The organism is Mesorhizobium sp. WSM3224, assembly GCF_000427725.1.
GTDB lineage: Bacteria > Pseudomonadota > Alphaproteobacteria > Rhizobiales > Rhizobiaceae > Mesorhizobium.
In genome coordinates, this window is record NZ_ATYO01000024.1 from 25,367 (window position 1) to 41,591 (window position 16,225).

14 protein-coding genes are annotated in these 16,225 nt (G+C 63.5%); 1 reads left to right on the forward strand and 13 read right to left on the reverse strand.

The genetic code is table 11. The annotated features are described in order from the left end of the window. Positions 1-108: 108 nt before the first annotated feature. Complete coding sequence (gene lipB, locus YU3_RS0126185; RefSeq protein WP_027168980.1) at positions 109-852, forward strand: lipoyl(octanoyl) transferase LipB; 744 nt, start codon at positions 109-111, stop codon at positions 850-852. Positions 853-1,075: 223 nt separating this feature from the next. Here lipB and YU3_RS0126190 read toward each other — a convergent pair whose 3' ends face one another. From YU3_RS0126190 to YU3_RS0126255, 13 genes are all read right to left on the reverse strand, one after another. Next, positions 1,076-2,326, reverse strand: coding sequence for a peptidase M50 (locus YU3_RS0126190; RefSeq protein WP_027168981.1), 1,251 nt, complete (start codon positions 2,324-2,326; stop codon positions 1,076-1,078). A gap of 644 nt (positions 2,327-2,970) precedes the next feature. Continuing rightward, positions 2,971-3,651 (reverse strand): ABC transporter ATP-binding protein, encoded by a 681-nt coding sequence (locus YU3_RS0126200; RefSeq protein WP_036259641.1) that lies wholly within the window; start codon positions 3,649-3,651, stop codon positions 2,971-2,973. Then, a complete protein-coding gene (locus tag YU3_RS0126205) occupies positions 3,651-4,937 on the reverse strand; it encodes a lipoprotein-releasing ABC transporter permease subunit (protein WP_027168983.1) in 1,287 nt (428 codons plus the stop codon). The genes YU3_RS0126200 and YU3_RS0126205 overlap by 1 nt, the downstream gene beginning before the upstream one ends. After that, complete coding sequence (gene proS / locus YU3_RS0126210) at positions 4,934-6,262, reverse strand: proline--tRNA ligase (RefSeq protein ID WP_027168984.1); 1,329 nt, start codon at positions 6,260-6,262, stop codon at positions 4,934-4,936. The genes YU3_RS0126205 and proS overlap by 4 nt, the downstream gene beginning before the upstream one ends. Before the next feature lie 696 nt (positions 6,263-6,958). Continuing rightward, positions 6,959-7,243: a DUF1467 family protein gene (locus tag YU3_RS0126215; protein ID WP_027168985.1), complete on the reverse strand. Its 285-nt coding sequence runs from the start codon at positions 7,241-7,243 to the stop codon at positions 6,959-6,961. Then, positions 7,240-7,644 carry a methylmalonyl-CoA epimerase gene (mce, locus tag YU3_RS0126220; RefSeq protein WP_027168986.1) on the reverse strand — a complete coding sequence of 135 codons (405 nt, stop codon included), beginning with the start codon at positions 7,642-7,644 and terminating at the stop codon, positions 7,240-7,242. The genes YU3_RS0126215 and mce overlap by 4 nt, the downstream gene beginning before the upstream one ends. Positions 7,645-7,770: 126 nt before the next feature. Next, positions 7,771-9,441 carry a ribonuclease J gene (locus tag YU3_RS0126225; RefSeq protein WP_027168987.1) on the reverse strand — a complete coding sequence of 557 codons (1,671 nt, stop codon included), beginning with the start codon at positions 9,439-9,441 and terminating at the stop codon, positions 7,771-7,773. 36 nt (positions 9,442-9,477) lie between these two features. Further along, positions 9,478-10,299: a biotin--[acetyl-CoA-carboxylase] ligase gene (locus tag YU3_RS0126230; RefSeq protein WP_027168988.1), complete on the reverse strand. Its 822-nt coding sequence runs from the start codon at positions 10,297-10,299 to the stop codon at positions 9,478-9,480. Between the two features lie 4 nt (positions 10,300-10,303). Next, positions 10,304-11,740 (reverse strand): NADH-quinone oxidoreductase subunit NuoN, encoded by a 1,437-nt coding sequence (nuoN, locus tag YU3_RS0126235; RefSeq protein ID WP_027168989.1) that lies wholly within the window; start codon positions 11,738-11,740, stop codon positions 10,304-10,306. 13 nt (positions 11,741-11,753) lie between these two features. Beyond that, a complete protein-coding gene (locus tag YU3_RS0126240; protein ID WP_027168990.1) occupies positions 11,754-13,259 on the reverse strand; it encodes an NADH-quinone oxidoreductase subunit M in 1,506 nt (501 codons plus the stop codon). Then, a complete protein-coding gene (gene nuoL / locus YU3_RS0126245; protein ID WP_027168991.1) occupies positions 13,259-15,232 on the reverse strand; it encodes an NADH-quinone oxidoreductase subunit L in 1,974 nt (657 codons plus the stop codon). Before nuoL ends, YU3_RS0126240 begins: the two co-directional genes overlap by 1 nt. Before the next feature lie 11 nt (positions 15,233-15,243). Further along, a complete protein-coding gene (nuoK, locus tag YU3_RS0126250) occupies positions 15,244-15,552 on the reverse strand; it encodes an NADH-quinone oxidoreductase subunit NuoK (protein ID WP_027168992.1) in 309 nt (102 codons plus the stop codon). A gap of 1 nt (position 15,553) precedes the next feature. Next, positions 15,554-16,174: an NADH-quinone oxidoreductase subunit J gene (locus tag YU3_RS0126255; RefSeq protein ID WP_027168993.1), complete on the reverse strand. Its 621-nt coding sequence runs from the start codon at positions 16,172-16,174 to the stop codon at positions 15,554-15,556. Positions 16,175-16,225: the final 51 nt, after the last annotated feature.

Consider the following 16,225-nt stretch of genomic DNA (forward strand, 5'->3'; position numbering starts at 1 on the left):
GCGTCAGACAAAGCTGCTGGCACAATGCTCCACAGACCCGCGTCAAGCCGGCCGAACTGGACGTTTTGGCCAATTGCCGCCATATGAATGGGACATCGAGAAAGTTCCATGACAGAACGCAGCCAGATCGCCACGTCGTTCCTGCCTCTTCCCGGTTCGACGCCGGTCGAATGGGTGATCGAGGCCGGCCTCACCTCTTATCCGGACGCGCTGGCCTTCATGGAGGCGCGAGCCGAAGCGATCCGCAGCGGTGCGGCAGGCGAGATGGTCTGGCTGGTCGAGCATCCGCCGCTCTATACCGCCGGCACCAGCGCCCGCATCGAGGACCTGATCGAGCCCGACCGGTTTCCGGTTTTTGCCGCGGGCCGCGGCGGCGAATACACCTATCACGGCCCGGGGCAGCGCGTGGCCTATGTGATGCTCGACCTCAAGCGCCGGCGCGAGGATGTGCGCGCCTTCGTCGCCGCGCTCGAGCAATGGATCATCGGCACGCTCGCCGCCTTCAATGTGCGCGGCGAACGTCGCGAGGACCGCGTCGGCGTCTGGGTGGTGCGGCCGGACCGCCCCTCGCTACCCGATGGCATGCCGGCCGAGGACAAAATCGCGGCAATAGGCATCCGGCTGCGGCGCTGGGTGAGCTTCCACGGCATCGCCATCAATGTCGAACCGGAGCTTGGCCATTTCAGCGGCATCGTGCCCTGCGGCGTCTCGGACCATGGCGTGACCAGCCTTGTCGATCTCGGCCTTCCCGTCACCATGGCCGACCTCGACCTCGCTCTGAAATCAGCGTTCGAGGATGTCTTTGGACCTGCTAACAGCCCGGCCGCCGAGCTTGCCCGCAAGGCCGGCTGAACGTCCGTCCGCTTGGAGTATGTTGAGATTCAGGTCAGGCCGAGTCGAAAACTGTGGTTTCCGAGAACCGGAGCGGAGCGTACTTAAAGTATGTGAGGACCGGCCTACGCCGGCCGTAGCCTTAATTTAACCGCCACGCCACCATGAGTGCTTCGGCCGGCGAAGGCCGGAAGCGCAGGAAGCCGCCGCTTGCAGGCCGGCCTCACCTGAATCTCAGCACAGTCTACATCAGCTGCGCAGAGGCCCACAGCATGCCGTAGCCATGGATGGCGAAGACGGCGAGCAGCGCGCCGGCCATGGCCAGCCGGTCGAAGGGCTGGATCGGCTTCAGCTCGTGCCGCGGCTTCACGCCGCTTCCCATGGTGATCAGGCTGAGGGCCGAGAACACCGCGCCCGCGACCAGCAGGAAGCTTGGCGAGAAACCGACCCGCCAGCCGAGCGCAAGCAGCGCCGACAACAGCAAGAAGGAGGCAAGCGCGAGTGCCGTCGGACCCGGGCAGATCTGGCGCAGCACCTGGCCGCCGTCGAATTTCCACACCGGCACGAGATTGGCGATGTTGAACAGCGACGCGCAGCCCGCAAGCGTGGCCAAAAGCATGGCGGCCAGGCGATGTCCTTCGCCATTGGCCAAGCCGCTGGCTGCGATCAGCACCGGCACCAGGAAGGCAGAGAAGCCGGCGCCCATCAACGCCACGAACGCCACTTCGAAGCGGCTGTCATAAGGCCTGCCGCCGATGGCGATGCCGCCCAGCAGCGGAATGAAGATCATCCGCGCCCTGCGGTGCCCTGTCAGCCGGAAGGCCGCCATGTGGCCGAGCTCGTGCAAAGCCACCACCGAGGTCAGGATCGCGGCCAGGGCCAGGCCGCCGAGGTTGAGGCCGAAGAACGGCCAAAGGATGCAGGCCGAAAGCACGGCAAAGCCGATCTGGCTCAGCGGATGCTCGAACCAGCCGCCCTTGCGATACGTGCCGGTCGCCGCCCATACGTCCAGCTTGCTGAGCTCGCGGCGCATGGCGAAGAAGCGGAAAATCAGGAACGCGACGCCGCGATAGCGGTCGGTCTGGGTCAGGGTGACCCGCGTGCCATCGCCCTCGGATGCAAGCTCCGCGGTCTCGCGATAGTTCGCCCAGAACGACGGGTCGAGCGCCGTGTCCTCGACGACCATCATCGAGAAGTAGCTTCCCTCCCTCACATCCTCGAACCGCGCCTTCCGTTCGATCGGCCGGCCGTCCCGCCCTTCCCAGGACAGTTCGATAAGCGCCGTGCCTTCACTCTCCAGAGGCTCGGCGGAAAGAATTTCGCCGGACCAGCCGGCATCGCTGCCGAACGGCCACAACGCCTGCCAGAGGCGGTTGCCGTCGGCCTTGATCACGCGGCTGGCCGTCACCGTGCGCAATCCGAGCGGCACGGTCATCAAAAGAAAGATCAGTCCGAGATTGCCGGCCACGAGGGTGACCGTGACGATGACCGACACTGCCTTCGCTCCCTGTCTTGAAGGAGCAGCCTAGCGGCGGTACGGCCAAGAAAGACTTAACAAAAAAGGGCGGGCTCTTGCCCGTCCCGGCAGGGCTCTTGCACAAAGGGCGGGCTCTTGCCCGTCCCTGGGGCGGGCCTCCGCCCGCCCGAACAAAGGCGGGCCCTTGCCCGCCCGCTCAGCGGCCAAGCCGCCTGATCACATGGCGCCGATCCAGATCGCCATGGAAACAAGGAAGGTGCTCATGCAAACCAGCGAGACGACATCCTGAACCAGATCAGACATAACTCTCTCCGTTGTTAGTATGTTCGTATTTTGTTCTAATTTTGTTCGAATGTCAACGACCACCAAGAGAGCGCCAGAACGAATCCGGGCGGGCTGTTGGGGCAAGGTTAAGGAAAGGTTAGCGGGACTTGGGCTCGTCTGAGCACAGCCAGGGCGAACCGATATTCGGATGAGGCTGGGCTGCGGATGGCAGATTCCGAGAACCGGAACGGAGCGTACTTAAAGTACGTGAGTACCGGCCTTCGCCGGCCGTAGCCCTAATTTAACCGCCACGCCACTCGTGAGTGCTTCGGCCGGCGAAGGCCGGAAGGGCAGGAAACTGCCATCCGCAGCCCAGCCTCATCCGAATATCGGTTGCCCTAAAGCGGCACGACCTTGCCCTCGGCCAGCGTCACCCGCCGGTCCATGCGCGATGCCAGCTCGTGGTTGTGGGTGGCGATCAGCGCCGCCAGTCCCGATTGCCGGACCAGTGCCTCCAGCGCATCGAACACGTAGGAAGCGGTGACCGGGTCGAGATTGCCGGTCGGCTCGTCGGCCAGCAACACCAGCGGCGCGTTGGCGACCGCGCGCGCGATCGCCACGCGCTGCTGCTCGCCGCCGGAAAGCTCGGCCGGCCGGTGCTGCGCACGCTTGCCGATCTGCATGTAGTCGAGAAGCTGCGCCGCGCGTTCCGAGGCGTCCTTGGGGGGAAGCCCCTTGATCAGCTGCGGCATCATGATGTTCTCGAGCGCCGAGAACTCCGGCAACAGGTGGTGGAACTGGTAGACGAAGCCGACATCGTTGCGGCGGATCGCGGTGCGTTCCTCGTCCGACAACCGGCCACAGGCACGGCCGGCGAGGATCACGTCGCCCGCATCTGGCCGCTCCAGCAGCCCCGCCGTGTGCAGCAGGGTGGATTTGCCGGTGCCCGACGGCGCCACCAGCGCCACCATCTCGCCGCGCCGCAGCGAAAAGTCGGCACCGTTCAAAATGGTGAGCTTGCGCGGTCCCTGGACATAGTGCCGCTCGACGCCCTTCAGCTCGATAATGGCCTCGGCCATCATTCGTACCTCAAGGCTTCGACGGGATCGAGCCGGGCGGCCCGCCAGGCCGGGAACACCGTCGCCAGGAACGACAGGCCGAGCGCCATGATGACGACATAGGTGGTCTCGCGCGGATCCATTTTCGCCGGCAACTGGCTGAGGAAATAGAGCTCCGGATTGAACAGGATCTTGCCGGTCATCCACGAGAAGAACTGGCGGATCGATTCGATGTTGAGGCAGATGACGACGCCGAGCAGCACGCCGGCGATCGTGCCGGTGACGCCGATCGCCGCCCCCGTCATCAGGAAGATGCGCAGGATCGCGCCGCGCGTGGCGCCCATCGTGCGCAGGATGGCGATGTCGTGGCCCTTGTCCTTCACCAGCATGATGAGGCCCGAAATGATGTTGAGCGCCGCCACCAGCACGATCAGCGTCAGGATCATGAACATGACGTTGCGCTCGACCTGCAGCGCCGAGAAGAAGGTCTCGTTGCGTTGGCGCCAGTCGACGAGGTCGACCGGCCGCTGCGCCGCCTGCTCGACCAGCGGCTTCAGCGCGTCGACATTGTCGGGATTGTCGACATAGATCTCGATGGTCTGCGCGCGCCCGTCCATATTGAAATAGAGCTGCGCTTCGGAAAACGGCATGTATACGATCGAGTTGTCATATTCCGACATGCCGACCTCGAAGATCGCCGCGACCTTGTAGCCCTTCATGCGCGGCGTCGTGCCGAGCGGCGTCACGTCGCCGTCGGGAGAGATCAGGGTGATGGTGTCGCCAAGCACCAGCCCCAGGCTTTCCGCCATCCGCTTGCCGATCGCCACGCCGTCGCCGGTGTCGAAACCGTCGAGCGTGCCTTGCTTGATGTTGCTGGCGACGATCGAAATCTTGCCGAGGTCCTCGCCGCGGATGCCGCGCACCAGGGCGCCCGTGCCGCCGCCGACATTGCCTTGCGCCAGCACCTGGCCGTCGATCAGCGGGATGGCGTATTTGACGCCCGCGACACCGTTGATGCGGCTCGCCACCTGGGCGTAATCCTCCAGCGGCGAATCGAGCGGCTGCACGATGAGATGGCCGTTGACGCCGAGGATGCGGGTCAGCAATTCGGCGCGGAAACCGTTCATCACGGCCATGACGACGATCAGCGTCGCGACGCCCAGCATGATGCCGAGGAAGGAGATCGAGGCGATGACTGAGATCACCGTCTCCTTGCGGCGCGAGCGCAGGTAGCGCCACGCCACCATGCGCTCGAAGCCAGAAAAGGCGCCCGCCCCTGATCTGGCCGCTGCCGTCGGCTCGCTCATGCGGCGATACCCAGGCGCTTCTTGGCCTCGGCGAGCGGCAGCGTCTCGCGCTCGCCCGACTTGCGGTTCTTGATCTCGACCTCGCCGGCCGCTACGCCGCGCGGGCCGACGATCACCTGCCATGGCAGGCCGATCAGGTCGGCGGTGGCAAACTTGCCGCCCGGCCGCTGGTCGGTGTCGTCGTAGAGCACGTCCTTGCCGGCTGAACCCAGCGCCGCATAAAGCTCATCGCAGACGCGGTCGCATTCGGCGTCGCCAACCTTCATGTTGATCAGGCCGATGTCGAAAGGCGCCACCGCTTCCGGCCAGACGATGCCGTTCTCGTCGTGGCTCGCCTCGATGATCGCCGCGACCAGGCGCGACGGACCGATGCCGTAGGAGCCGCCCGAGGCGTAGTGATCCTTGCCGTCGGGCCCGGTCACCTTGGCGTTCATCGGCTTGGAATACTTCTCGCCGAAATGGAAGATATGGCCGACCTCGATGCCGCGCGCCGAGAGCCGTTCGGCTTCGGGAACCTCCGCCCAGGCCGCTTCATCGTGCATCTCGTCGGTGGCCGCATAAGGCGTCGTCCAGGTCTTCACGATATCGCCGATCTCGGCATCGTCGGAGAAGTTGGTGCCGGCGCCCGGCACGTCGAGCGACAGGTAGGCGCGGTCGCAGAACACCTGGCTCTCGCCGGTATCGGCCAGGATGATGAACTCGTGGCTGAGGTCGCCTCCGATCGGACCGGTGTCGGCGCGCATCGGGATGGCCTGCAGGCCCATGCGCGTGAACGTCCTGAGATAGGAGACGAACATGCGGTTGTAGGCGGCCCTGGCGCCCTCGAAATCGAGGTCGAAGGAATAGGCGTCCTTCATCAGGAATTCCCGCGAACGCATGACGCCGAAGCGCGGGCGCACCTCATCGCGGAACTTCCACTGGATGTGGTAGAGATTGAGCGGCAAATCCTTGTAGGACTTGACGTAGGCGCGAAAAATCTCGGTGACCATCTCTTCGTTGGTCGGACCGTAGAGCATGTCGCGATCCTGGCGGTCCTTGATGCGCAGCATCTCCTTGCCGTAGTCGTTGTAACGGCCGCTTTCGCGCCACAGATCCGCCGACTGGATGGTCGGCATCAGGATTTCCAGCGCCCCGGCGCGGTTCTGCTCCTCGCGGATGATCTGGCAGACCTTATCGAGCACCCGCTTGCCCAATGGCAGCCACGAAAAGCTGCCCTGCCCCTGCTGGCGGATCATGCCGGCGCGCAGCATCAGCCGATGCGAGACGATTTCGGCCTCGCGGGGATTTTCTTTGAGAATGGGCAGGAAATAGCGCGACAAACGCATGGACTGGTCCGTGAATGAAGATGGCGGCGCGGGAATCGGCGCAACCGAGGCTGCTTGCCCGGGCTTCATAGCCATTTCAAGGCCGAATGGAAACCCGAGTGCCCCAAAGTATCGAGGCCTTCTGCACCTTACCAAAAAGGCGATTTTGGCTGCAAAGTGCCGCAAATCGCAATTTGATCGATTCACAAGCAAGCCCTGCCGTACTATTGTGCAGTGCAGCACGATATTGCCCGTTTCGAGGCAAAATTCTTCGTGACATTTTCACCTGCCTTGGTCTAGTGTGCGCCGATAACCGAGAGGGCGGAGAAAAATCTGCTCTCCTACGCGGTCAAAGTCTTGGGAGGATGCGATCTAGGCGCGGTAACTCGCTGCCGCCGGACACCGGAAACAGATCGGACGCGTTTAAATTGCAAGGCCTTGTGCCTTGCATTTTTTTTGTGCAATCATCTGCTTAGCACGATCATCTGCCAAACAGCATCAGGCATGATTGGCCGTCGAAATTGGAAGCCGGCTTCCGATTTCAACCTTCGCGCGCGTTTACTGCTCAATACTTGCGGAAACTGTAGCTCAGAGCAATTCCAGGAAAAGTGACAAGCGGTTAGGCTCGGCAAGTTCGCCGTAGTCTTCCGCCCGGAATTGCGTCAAACAGAGAGATACGCGGGCTGCCATTCCGTGAAACGCGAACCGCCCTAAATGTCAGTGACTGGCGTCCGGCGTGAAGTCGGGCATGATCCGCATGACATCGTCGAAGCTGTACCCCAGGCCCATCGTCAGACCATAGAGAATGCCCATCACGACCACCGTCACGATCGTCGCGCGGATGAAAGCGCGCAGCATATGCGGCCCGCGCGGTGCGCTGGAGACGGTGCCCAGCGTCACATCCTGATCGTCGTCCTGCGTGCGCAGGCTGAACGGCAGAACGACGAACAGCACCAGCCACCAGGTGACGAAGAACAACGCACCGAACAGAATCCAGTTCATGCCTGCTCCAGTTCGACAAGCGTGCCGAAGAAATCCTTGGGATGCAGGAACAGCACCGGCTTGCCATGCGCGCCTAGCTTCGGGTTGCCGTCCCCCAGCACGCGCGCGCCGCTTGCCTTCAAACGATCGCGAGCAGCCAGGATATCGTCGACCTCGTAGCAGACATGGTGCATGCCGCCCGAAGGGTTCTTCTCGAGGAACGCCGCGATCGGCGAGCCATCGCCCAGCGGCTCCAGCAGCTCGATCTTGGTGTTGCCGACATCGACGAACACCACCGTCACACCGTGCTCTGGCAGCGCTTGCGGCTCACCCAATCGCGCGCCCAGCGTATCGCGATAGGCGGCTATTGCCGCTGCCAGATCCGGCACGGCAAGCGCGACATGGTTCAAGCGTCCAAGCATAAAGCGCTCCGCTTTTGGGGGAGTAAGGGAGTAGGGCAGTAAGGGAATAGGGGAAAAACAAGAAAACAAGCAACTGCTCGTTCTTCCCTACTCCCCTGCTGCCTTACTCCCCTACTCCCTTGTTCGTCACCGCGTGACGAACACAGTCACCAGCGGCTTCTTGCCCCAGGCTTCGTTGGCGGCGCCGCGAACGGCACGCCGCACCGCTTCCTGCACCAGATCGAGGTCTTTTCGGCGCTGGCGCGGGATGGAGTCCACCGCGCCGATTGCCGCATCGAGCATCAGGTCTTCCAGCGTCTCGCCCTTGGCGTCGGCCTCGGCGACGCCGATCGCCACCAGGTCAGGATCACCGGCAAGCTCATATTTGTCGTCGAGCACGACGTTGACCGCGACATGGCCAGCGAAGGAAAGCTTGCGCCGATCGCGTATGCCCATCGCCTGGTCGGTGCCGATCAACGAGCCATCCTTGTAGAGCCGGCCGAACGGCACCTGGTCGATGATGGTCGCCGGGCCGGGCCAGAGCCTCAGCATGTCGCCGTCGCGAACCTGCGCCACCTGGCCGACGCCCGACATCGACATCAGCGAGCCCTGCGCCACGAGATGCGCCGCCTCGCCATGCACGGGAACGCCGATCTGCGGCCGCACCCATTCATACATCTTGCGCAATTCGCTTCGGCGCGGATGGCCGGAGACGTGCACCAGCGCGTCGCCGTCCTCGATGATCTTCATGCCGAGGTCGATCAGCCGGTTCTTGATCTCAAGGATGCCCTTCTCGTTGCCGGGAATGGTGCGCGAGGAAAACACCACAGTATCGCCGGCCGTCAGCGCCACCGACTTCATCTCGTCGCGGGAAAGCTTTGCGAGAGCGGCCAGCGGTTCGCCCTGGCTGCCGGTGCAGATGATCACCAGGTTCTCGCGCGGAATGAAACCATAGTCCTCTTCCGAGATGAATTCCGGCAACCCATCCATATAGCCAAGCTCGCCAGCCACATCGATGACACGCCTAAGCGAACGTCCCAGCACCAGACATTGCCGGCCGGCATCGCGCGCCGCCCTGGCGATCGAGACGATGCGCCCGACATTGGAGGAGAAGGTGGTGACCGCGACGCGGCCGCTGGCCTTCTCGATGACGCCCTTGAGCCCTTCGCCGACCGCCACTTCCGACGGCGACTCCCCTTCCCTCAGCGCATTGGTGGAATCGCAGATCAGCGCCAGCACACCCTTGTCACCATAGGCGCGGAAGCGCGCCTCGTCGGTCATCGGACCGACCGTCGGCGCCGGGTCGATCTTCCAGTCGCCGGTGTGGATCACCGTACCGGCGGGCGTGGTGATCGCCAGCGACATCGGCTCGGGGATCGAATGCGCAACCGGGATCGCCTCGATCTCGAAGGGCCCGATGGTGAACTTCTCGCCGGCCCGATAGATCGACGCCGGAATCTTCGGCGCATTCTGTTCACCCTGACGCTTGGCCTCGAGCAGGCCGGCGGTGAACGGCGTCATCCAGACCGGCGCCTTGAGCTTCGGCCAGATATCGAGCAGCGCGCCGTAATGATCCTCATGCGCATGGGTGATGACGATGCCGCGCAGGCCGTCGAGGTTCTCCTCGATGAAGCGCGTGTCGGGCAGGATGAGATCAACGCCCGGATGCGCCGCGTCCGGAAAGGTGACGCCGACATCGACGATGATCCATTCGCGCGCGTCGGCGGGCCCATAGCCGTAGAGGGCGAAATTCATGCCGATCTCGCCGACGCCGCCCAGCGGCGCGAAAACGAGTTCGGCGTTTTCCTTGTTCGCCATGAATTCTTTCCTTCCAGGCCGCTTCGGCCAAGTCAATCAAATGCGCGCGGAAGCGACAGCGCCGAAATGCACGTCGCCTGCCGCGATCGTCAGAACCGATCCCTCATCGTCGCGGATCACGAAACGGCAGTCCTCGTCAATGGTTTCGAAGACGCCGCGCACCACATTGCCGTCAATTCTGACAGCAACCTCGCCGCCGAGGCCCGCTGCGCGGGCAAGCCACCGCTTCCTGATCGCAGAGAGCCCGCGCCCGTCATCCCACATCCGCGCATTTTCGCTCCAGGCATCCGAGAGCGCCAGGAACAGCATTTCAGCGTCGCACTCGGCACCCAGCGCCTGCAGCGATGTCGCCGGATAGGGCAAATCTTGCGGATAGGCCACCACATTGACGCCGATGCCGACGGCAACCGCGAAACGGCCGCCTTCCAGCATGGCCGATTCGAGCAGTATGCCGGCAAGCTTGGCGCCCGAAGCCAACACATCGTTCGGCCATTTCAATTCGAAGCGGTTGCGGCCCTGGCTCGCGCCGTCGAGGGCGACGGCGATCCGGCCTTTCGGTACGACGGCGTCGAGTGCGTCGGCCAGCGCGAGGCCCGCGACGAAACCGAGCGTCGCGGCAAGCCGAAGCTCGCCGCCGGGGAGCAGGAGCAGCGTCGCCGCGAGATTGCCTTCCGGCGTCACCCAGGCGCGCCCGCGGCGTCCGCGGCCGCTCTCCTGCTTCTTCGACACGACCCAGAGTTTTCCTGGATCTCCGGCCCGGGCATGCTCCAGCGCCAGCGCGTTGGTCGAGCCGACGCTGTCATGCGCTTCGAGCCGGAACCCCTGCGACGCCGCGGTTGGAGCCAGTCGAAACGCCATCCCGTCAGAAGAAGGTCTTGGCGGCGGCTTCGGCATAGCTGCCGATAGGCCCGCCGATCAGCACATAGAACAGCACGAAGGCGCCGCTGACGCCGAGCACGAGGCGCAGCTCGCTGGCCATCGGCACGAAGCCGCCGACCGGCTCGTCGAACCACATGATCTTGATGATGCGCAGGTAGTAGTAGGCGCCCACCACCGAGGCCAGCACGCCGATGATCGCCAGCGCGTAGAGATGCGCGTTGATGGCTGCGAGGAACACGTACCACTTCCCCCAGAAGCCGGCGAGCGGCGGAATGCCGGCCAGCGAGAACATCAGGATGGTGAGGATGGTCGCCATGATCGGATTGGTCGAGGCGAGACCCGAGAGATCGCCGATCTGCTCGACATTGCCTTCCTTACGCCGCATGGCGAGGATGAAGGCGAAGGTGCCCAGCGTCATCACCAGATAGATCAGCATGTAGATGGCCACGCCGCGCACGCCGGCCTGGCTGTTGGCGGCGAGGCCGACCAGCGCGTAGCCCATATGGCCGATCGAGGAATAGGCCATCAGGCGCTTGATGTTGGTCTGGCCGATGGCCGCGAAAGCGCCGAGCGCCATCGAGGCGATCGAGATGAAGACGATGATCTGCTGCCAGTCGGCGGCGATCGGCTTGAAGGCGCCCATGGTGACGCGCACGATCAGCGCCATCGCCGCCATCTTCGGGGCAGCCGCCAGGAAGGCGGTGATCGGTGTCGGCGCGCCCTCATAGACGTCCGGCGTCCACATGTGGAACGGCACGGCCGAGATCTTGAAGGCCAGGCCGGCGAGAACGAACACCAGGCCGAAGACGAGGCCAAGCTGGCGCTCGCCGCTGCCCAGCGCCGTCGCAATCTCCTGGAAACCGGTGTTGCCGGTGTAGCCGTAGACGAGGCTGATGCCATAGAGCAGCATGCCCGACGACAGCGCGCCGAGGACGAAATACTTCAGGCCCGCCTCGGTCGAGCGCAGATTGTCGCGGTTGATCGCCGCCAGCACATAGATCGCCAGCGACTGCAGCTCGAGGCCGAGATAGAGGCCGATCATGCCGTTGGCCGAAATCATCAGCAGCATGCCGAGCGTGCAGAGCAGGATCAGCACTGGATATTCGAACTTGTCGAAATGCTCCTGCCTGGCGAAGCGCATCGACATCACGAGCGTCACCGCGGAGCCGATCAGCGCCAGCATCTTCATGAAGCGGCTGAAGGAATCCTGGACATAAGCGCCGCCATAGGCGGCCCCCTCGCCACTGGAGGAAGCGAGCCACAGGCCGGCGATCACCAATACGGCCACCGCGAGGCCGGTCACCGTCATCGTGTTGTCGGAGCGCGAGTACGCGCCCACCATCAGCAGTGCGAGCGCGCCGATGGCCAGGATCAGTTCCGGCGTCGAGAGCGAAAGGCTGGAGAGAAGGTCCGGCGTCATGGTTTATCCCCAGTCAGTTCGCCGCCGCGGTCTGCGCGGAATTGATGGATGCGGTGACGTTGGTGACGAGCGTCTTGACCGAAGCGGCCGTCGCGTCGAACACCGGCGCCGGATAGACGCCGAAGAAGATGACCAGCACCACCAGCGGGTAGATGATCGCCTTCTCGCGGGTCGAGAGGTCGAGCAGGTTCTTCAGGCTGTCCTTGGTCAACGCGCCGAAGATCACCCGGCGATACAGCCACAGCGCGTAAGCAGCCGACAGGATGACGCCGGTCGCGGCGAAGAACGCCACCCAGGTGTTGACCCTGAACACGCCGAGCATGGTCAGGAATTCGCCGACGAAGCCGCTGGTGCCCGGCAGGCCGACATTGGCCATGGTGAAGATCATGAACGCGGTCGCGTATTTCGGCATGTTGTTGACCAGCCCGCCATAGGCGTCGATCTCGCGCGTATGCATGCGGTCGTAGATGACGCCGACGCACAGGAACAGCGCGCCGGAGACGAGGCCGTGGCTGAGCATCTGGAAGATCGCGCCCTGCACGCCCTCCTGGTTCATCGCGAAGATACCCATGGTGACGAAGCCCATATGCGCGACCGACGAATAGGCGATCAGCTTCTTCATGTCCTCCTGCATCAGCGCCACCAGCGAGGTGTAGATGATGGCGACGACGGAGAGCGTGAACACCAGCGGCGCGAACATCGCCGACGCTTCCGGAAACATCGGCAGCGAGAAGCGCAGGAAGCCGTATCCGCCCATCTTCAGCAGGATGGCGGCCAGGATGACCGAGCCCGCGGTCGGCGCCTCGACATGCGCGTCGGGCAGCCAGGTGTGCACCGGCCACATCGGCATCTTCACCGCGAACGAGGCAAAGAAGGCGAGCCACAGCCAGGTCTGCATGCTGGCCGGGAAATGATGCGTCAGAAGCGTCGGGATATCGGTCGTGCCCGACTGGAAGAACATCGCCATGATGGCGAGCAGCATCAGCACCGAGCCGGCGAGCGTATAGAGGAAGAACTTGAACGAGGCATAGACGCGCCGCTTGCCGCCCCACACGCCGATGATGATGAACATCGGGATCAGGCCCGCCTCGAAGAAGACGTAGAACAGCACGATATCGAGCGCGCAGAACACGCCGATCATCAGCGTCTCGAGGATCAGGAAGGCGATCATATAGGCCTTGACCCGCTTCTCGATCGCTTCCCAGGAGGCGAGGATGCAGAACGGCATCAGGAAGGTGGTCAGGATGACGAACAGCATCGAGATGCCGTCGACGCCCATGTGATAGGAAATGCCCGAATCCAGCCAGGCGTGCTTCTCGACGAACTGGAAGCCGGCCTGCGAATTGTCGAAGCCCGTCCAGATGAACAGCGAGACGACGAAGGTGAACGCCGTCGTGATGAAGGCGATGGCGCGGATGTTGCGGCGCGCGTTTTCGCTGTCGTCGTTGATGAACAGGATGAGCAGAACACCAACCAGCGGCAGGAAGGTGACCAGCGAGAGGATTGGCCAGTCGGTCATCAGAGCATCATCCAGGTGACGAGAGCGGCCACGCCGATCAGCATGGCGAAGGCATAGTGGTAGAGATAACCGGTCTGCAGCTTGACGACACGGTTGGTGACGTCGACGACGCGCGCCGAGATGCCGTCGGGACCAAGCCCGTCGATGATCGTGCCGTCACCCGTCTTCCACAGGAACCTGCCAAGGCGTTTGGCCGGCTGCACGAACAGGAAGTCGTAGAGCTCGTCGAAATACCACTTGTTGAGCAGGAAGCCGTAGAGCAGGCGGTGGTTGGCGGCGACGCTTCGCGGCAGTTCCGGCGAGCGGATGTAGAACTTCCAGGCGACCGCCAGGCCGATCAGCATGGCGACGAACGGCGCCAGTTCCACCCAAAGCGGCAGTTCGTGGATCTCGTGCAGGATGTGGTTGTCCGGCAGCGTGAACAGCGACGTCTTCCAGAACTCGGCATAACCTTCGCCAATGAAGGCGCCGTGGAAGATGATGCCCGCGAACAGCGCGCCTGCGGCCAGCACATAAAGCGGCACCAGCATCACCGGCGGCGATTCATGGACGTGATGCATGACCTCGTGGCTGGCACGCGGCTCGCCGTGGAAGGTCATGAAGATCAGCCGCCAGGAGTAGAAGCTGGTGAAGCAGGCGGCGATCACGAGCAGCACGAAGGCGAAGACCGCGACCGCGTTGTGGCTGGCGAACGAGGTCGCGATGATGGCATCCTTGGAGAAGAAGCCGGCGGTGCCGATCACCGTTGCCGGGATGCCGACACCGGTCAGCGCCAGCGTGCCGACGATCATCATCCAGTAGGTCGCCGGGATCAGCTTGCGAAGGCCGCCCATCCTGCGCATGTCCTGCTCGTCGGACACGGCATGGATGACCGAGCCGGAGCCGAGGAACAGCAGCGCCTTGAAGAAGGCGTGCGTGAACAGGTGGAAGATCGCCGCGCCGTAAGCGCCGACGCCGAGCGCCACGAACATGTAGCCGAGCTGCGAGCAGGTCGAATAGGCGATGACGCGCTTGATGTCGTTCTGTACGAGGCCGACGGTCGCCGCGAAGAAGGCGGTGAAGGCGCCGACGAAGATGACGACGGTCAGCGCCGAGTGCGACAGCTCGAACAGCGGCGAAAGCCTCGCCAGCATGAACACGCCGGCGGTCACCATGGTCGCCGCGTGGATAAGCGCTGAGACGGGTGTCGGGCCTTCCATGGCATCCGGCAGCCAGGTGTGCAGCGGCACCTGCGCCGACTTGCCCATGGCGCCCATGAACAGCAGCAGGCAGACCACCGTCAGCGCCGACTGCTTGTCCAGCGCATGGCCGAGGAAAGTGAGCACGGCAGCACCCGCCGGCGCGCCTTCGGCCGGAAGGAACGAGGCCGCATTGGCAAAGATTGTGCCGAGACTGACCGAGCCGAACAGCACGAACACGCCGAAAATGCCGAGCGCGAAGCCGAAATCGCCGACGCGGTTGACGACGAAAGCCTTGATCGCCGCGGCATTGGCCGAGGGCTTCTTGTACCAGAAACCGATCAGCAGATAGGAGGCGAGACCGACGCCTTCCCAGCCGAAGAACATCTGGATCAGGTTGTCGGCGGTCACAAGCATCAGCATCGCGAAGGTGAACAGCGACAGATAGGCGAAGAAGCGCGGCCGGTTCGGATCGTGATGCATGTAGCCGATCGAATAGATGTGGACCAGCGCCGACACGGTGTTGACGACGACCAGCATCACCACCGTCAGCGTGTCGATCCTCAGCGCCCAGGAGGCGTCGATGCCGCCAGACTGGATCCAGCGCAGCACCGGCACGGTGAACACCTCGCCATGGCCGAAACCGATGGTGAAGAAGGCAATCCACGACAGCACCGCCGCGATCACCAGGAAGCCGGAGGTGATGTATTCGGAAGCCTTGGCGCCGAGCGAATTGCCGAACAGGCCGACAATCAGGAAGCCAAGCAGCGGAAGGAAGACGATAGCCTGATACATGGTGGTTCCCGTCAACCCTTCATCGCGCTCACGTCTTCGACCGCGATCGAACCGCGGTTGCGGAAGAAGACGACAAGAATGGCAAGACCGATCGCGGCTTCCGCGGCTGCGACCGTCAGCACGAACAGGGCGAAGACCTGTCCGACGAGGTCGTGCAGCGCCGCCGAGAAGGCGACGAAGTTGATGTTGACCGCAAGCAGGATGAGCTCGATCGACATCAGGATGACGATGATGTTGCGGCGGTTCAGAAAGATGCCGAACACGCCAAGCGTGAACAGGATCGCCGATACGGTCAGATAATGTGCAATGCCGACGACCATCTCAGATACCCTCGCCCGATTTGACCTTGCGGATTTCCATGCCCGTCGCCGGCGTGCGACCGACCTGGGCGGCGATCGACTGCCGCTTGACGCCCGGCTTGTGGCGCAGCGTCAGCACGATGGCGCCGATCATGGCGACCAGCAGCACCAGGCCGGAAATCTGGAAGTAATAGAGGTAGTCCGTGTAGAGGATGTCGCCGAGCGCAGCCGTGTTGGAGCGCGTGGCGAGATCCGGCGTCGCCTTCGCGACCGTCGAGGCAAGCTGCGGCGCGAATGTGTAGCCGCCGAGCACGACAATCAGCTCCGCCGCAAGGATCAGGCCGACCATCGCGCCGATCGGCGCGTATTGCAGCGCGCCCTGCTTCATCTCGGCGAAGTCGACATCGAGCATCATGACGACGAACAGGAACAGCACCATCACCGCGCCGACATAGACGACGAGCAGGATCATCGCCAGGAACTCGGCGCCGGTCAGCATGAACAGGCCCGCGGCATTGAAGAAGGTGAGGATCAGGAACAGCACGGAATGCACGGGGTTGCGCGACGAAATGACCATGAAGGCCGACGCCACGGCGATAAAGGCGAAGAGGTAGAAAAAAGCCGCCTCTAATCCAGTCAGCATGGGTTCCCCCGGGTTCCTGTCCGAACAAGGGCTCGGAGCCCCCGTGCGATG

What these genes read in the sequence shown, in the direction of transcription:
- lipB (WP_027168980.1), top strand. Translation starts at nt 109, where the DNA reads ATGACAGAACGCAGCCAGATCGCCACGTCGTTCCTGCCTCTTCCCGGT.
- YU3_RS0126200 (WP_036259641.1), bottom strand. Translation starts at nt 3,651, where the DNA reads ATGGCCGAGGCCATTATCGAGCTGAAGGGCGTCGAGCGGCACTATGTC.
- YU3_RS0126205 (WP_027168983.1), bottom strand. Translation starts at nt 4,937, where the DNA reads ATGAGCGAGCCGACGGCAGCGGCCAGATCAGGGGCGGGCGCCTTTTCT.
- proS (WP_027168984.1), bottom strand. Translation starts at nt 6,262, where the DNA reads ATGCGTTTGTCGCGCTATTTCCTGCCCATTCTCAAAGAAAATCCCCGC.
- YU3_RS0126215 (WP_027168985.1), bottom strand. Translation starts at nt 7,243, where the DNA reads ATGAACTGGATTCTGTTCGGTGCGTTGTTCTTCGTCACCTGGTGGCTG.
- mce (WP_027168986.1), bottom strand. Translation starts at nt 7,644, where the DNA reads ATGCTTGGACGCTTGAACCATGTCGCGCTTGCCGTGCCGGATCTGGCA.
- YU3_RS0126225 (WP_027168987.1), bottom strand. Translation starts at nt 9,441, where the DNA reads ATGGCGAACAAGGAAAACGCCGAACTCGTTTTCGCGCCGCTGGGCGGC.
- YU3_RS0126230 (WP_027168988.1), bottom strand. Translation starts at nt 10,299, where the DNA reads ATGGCGTTTCGACTGGCTCCAACCGCGGCGTCGCAGGGGTTCCGGCTC.
- nuoN (WP_027168989.1), bottom strand. Translation starts at nt 11,740, where the DNA reads ATGACGCCGGACCTTCTCTCCAGCCTTTCGCTCTCGACGCCGGAACTG.
- YU3_RS0126240 (WP_027168990.1), bottom strand. Translation starts at nt 13,259, where the DNA reads ATGACCGACTGGCCAATCCTCTCGCTGGTCACCTTCCTGCCGCTGGTT.
- nuoL (WP_027168991.1), bottom strand. Translation starts at nt 15,232, where the DNA reads ATGTATCAGGCTATCGTCTTCCTTCCGCTGCTTGGCTTCCTGATTGTC.
- nuoK (WP_027168992.1), bottom strand. Translation starts at nt 15,552, where the DNA reads ATGGTCGTCGGCATTGCACATTATCTGACCGTATCGGCGATCCTGTTC.
- YU3_RS0126255 (WP_027168993.1), bottom strand. Translation starts at nt 16,174, where the DNA reads ATGCTGACTGGATTAGAGGCGGCTTTTTTCTACCTCTTCGCCTTTATC.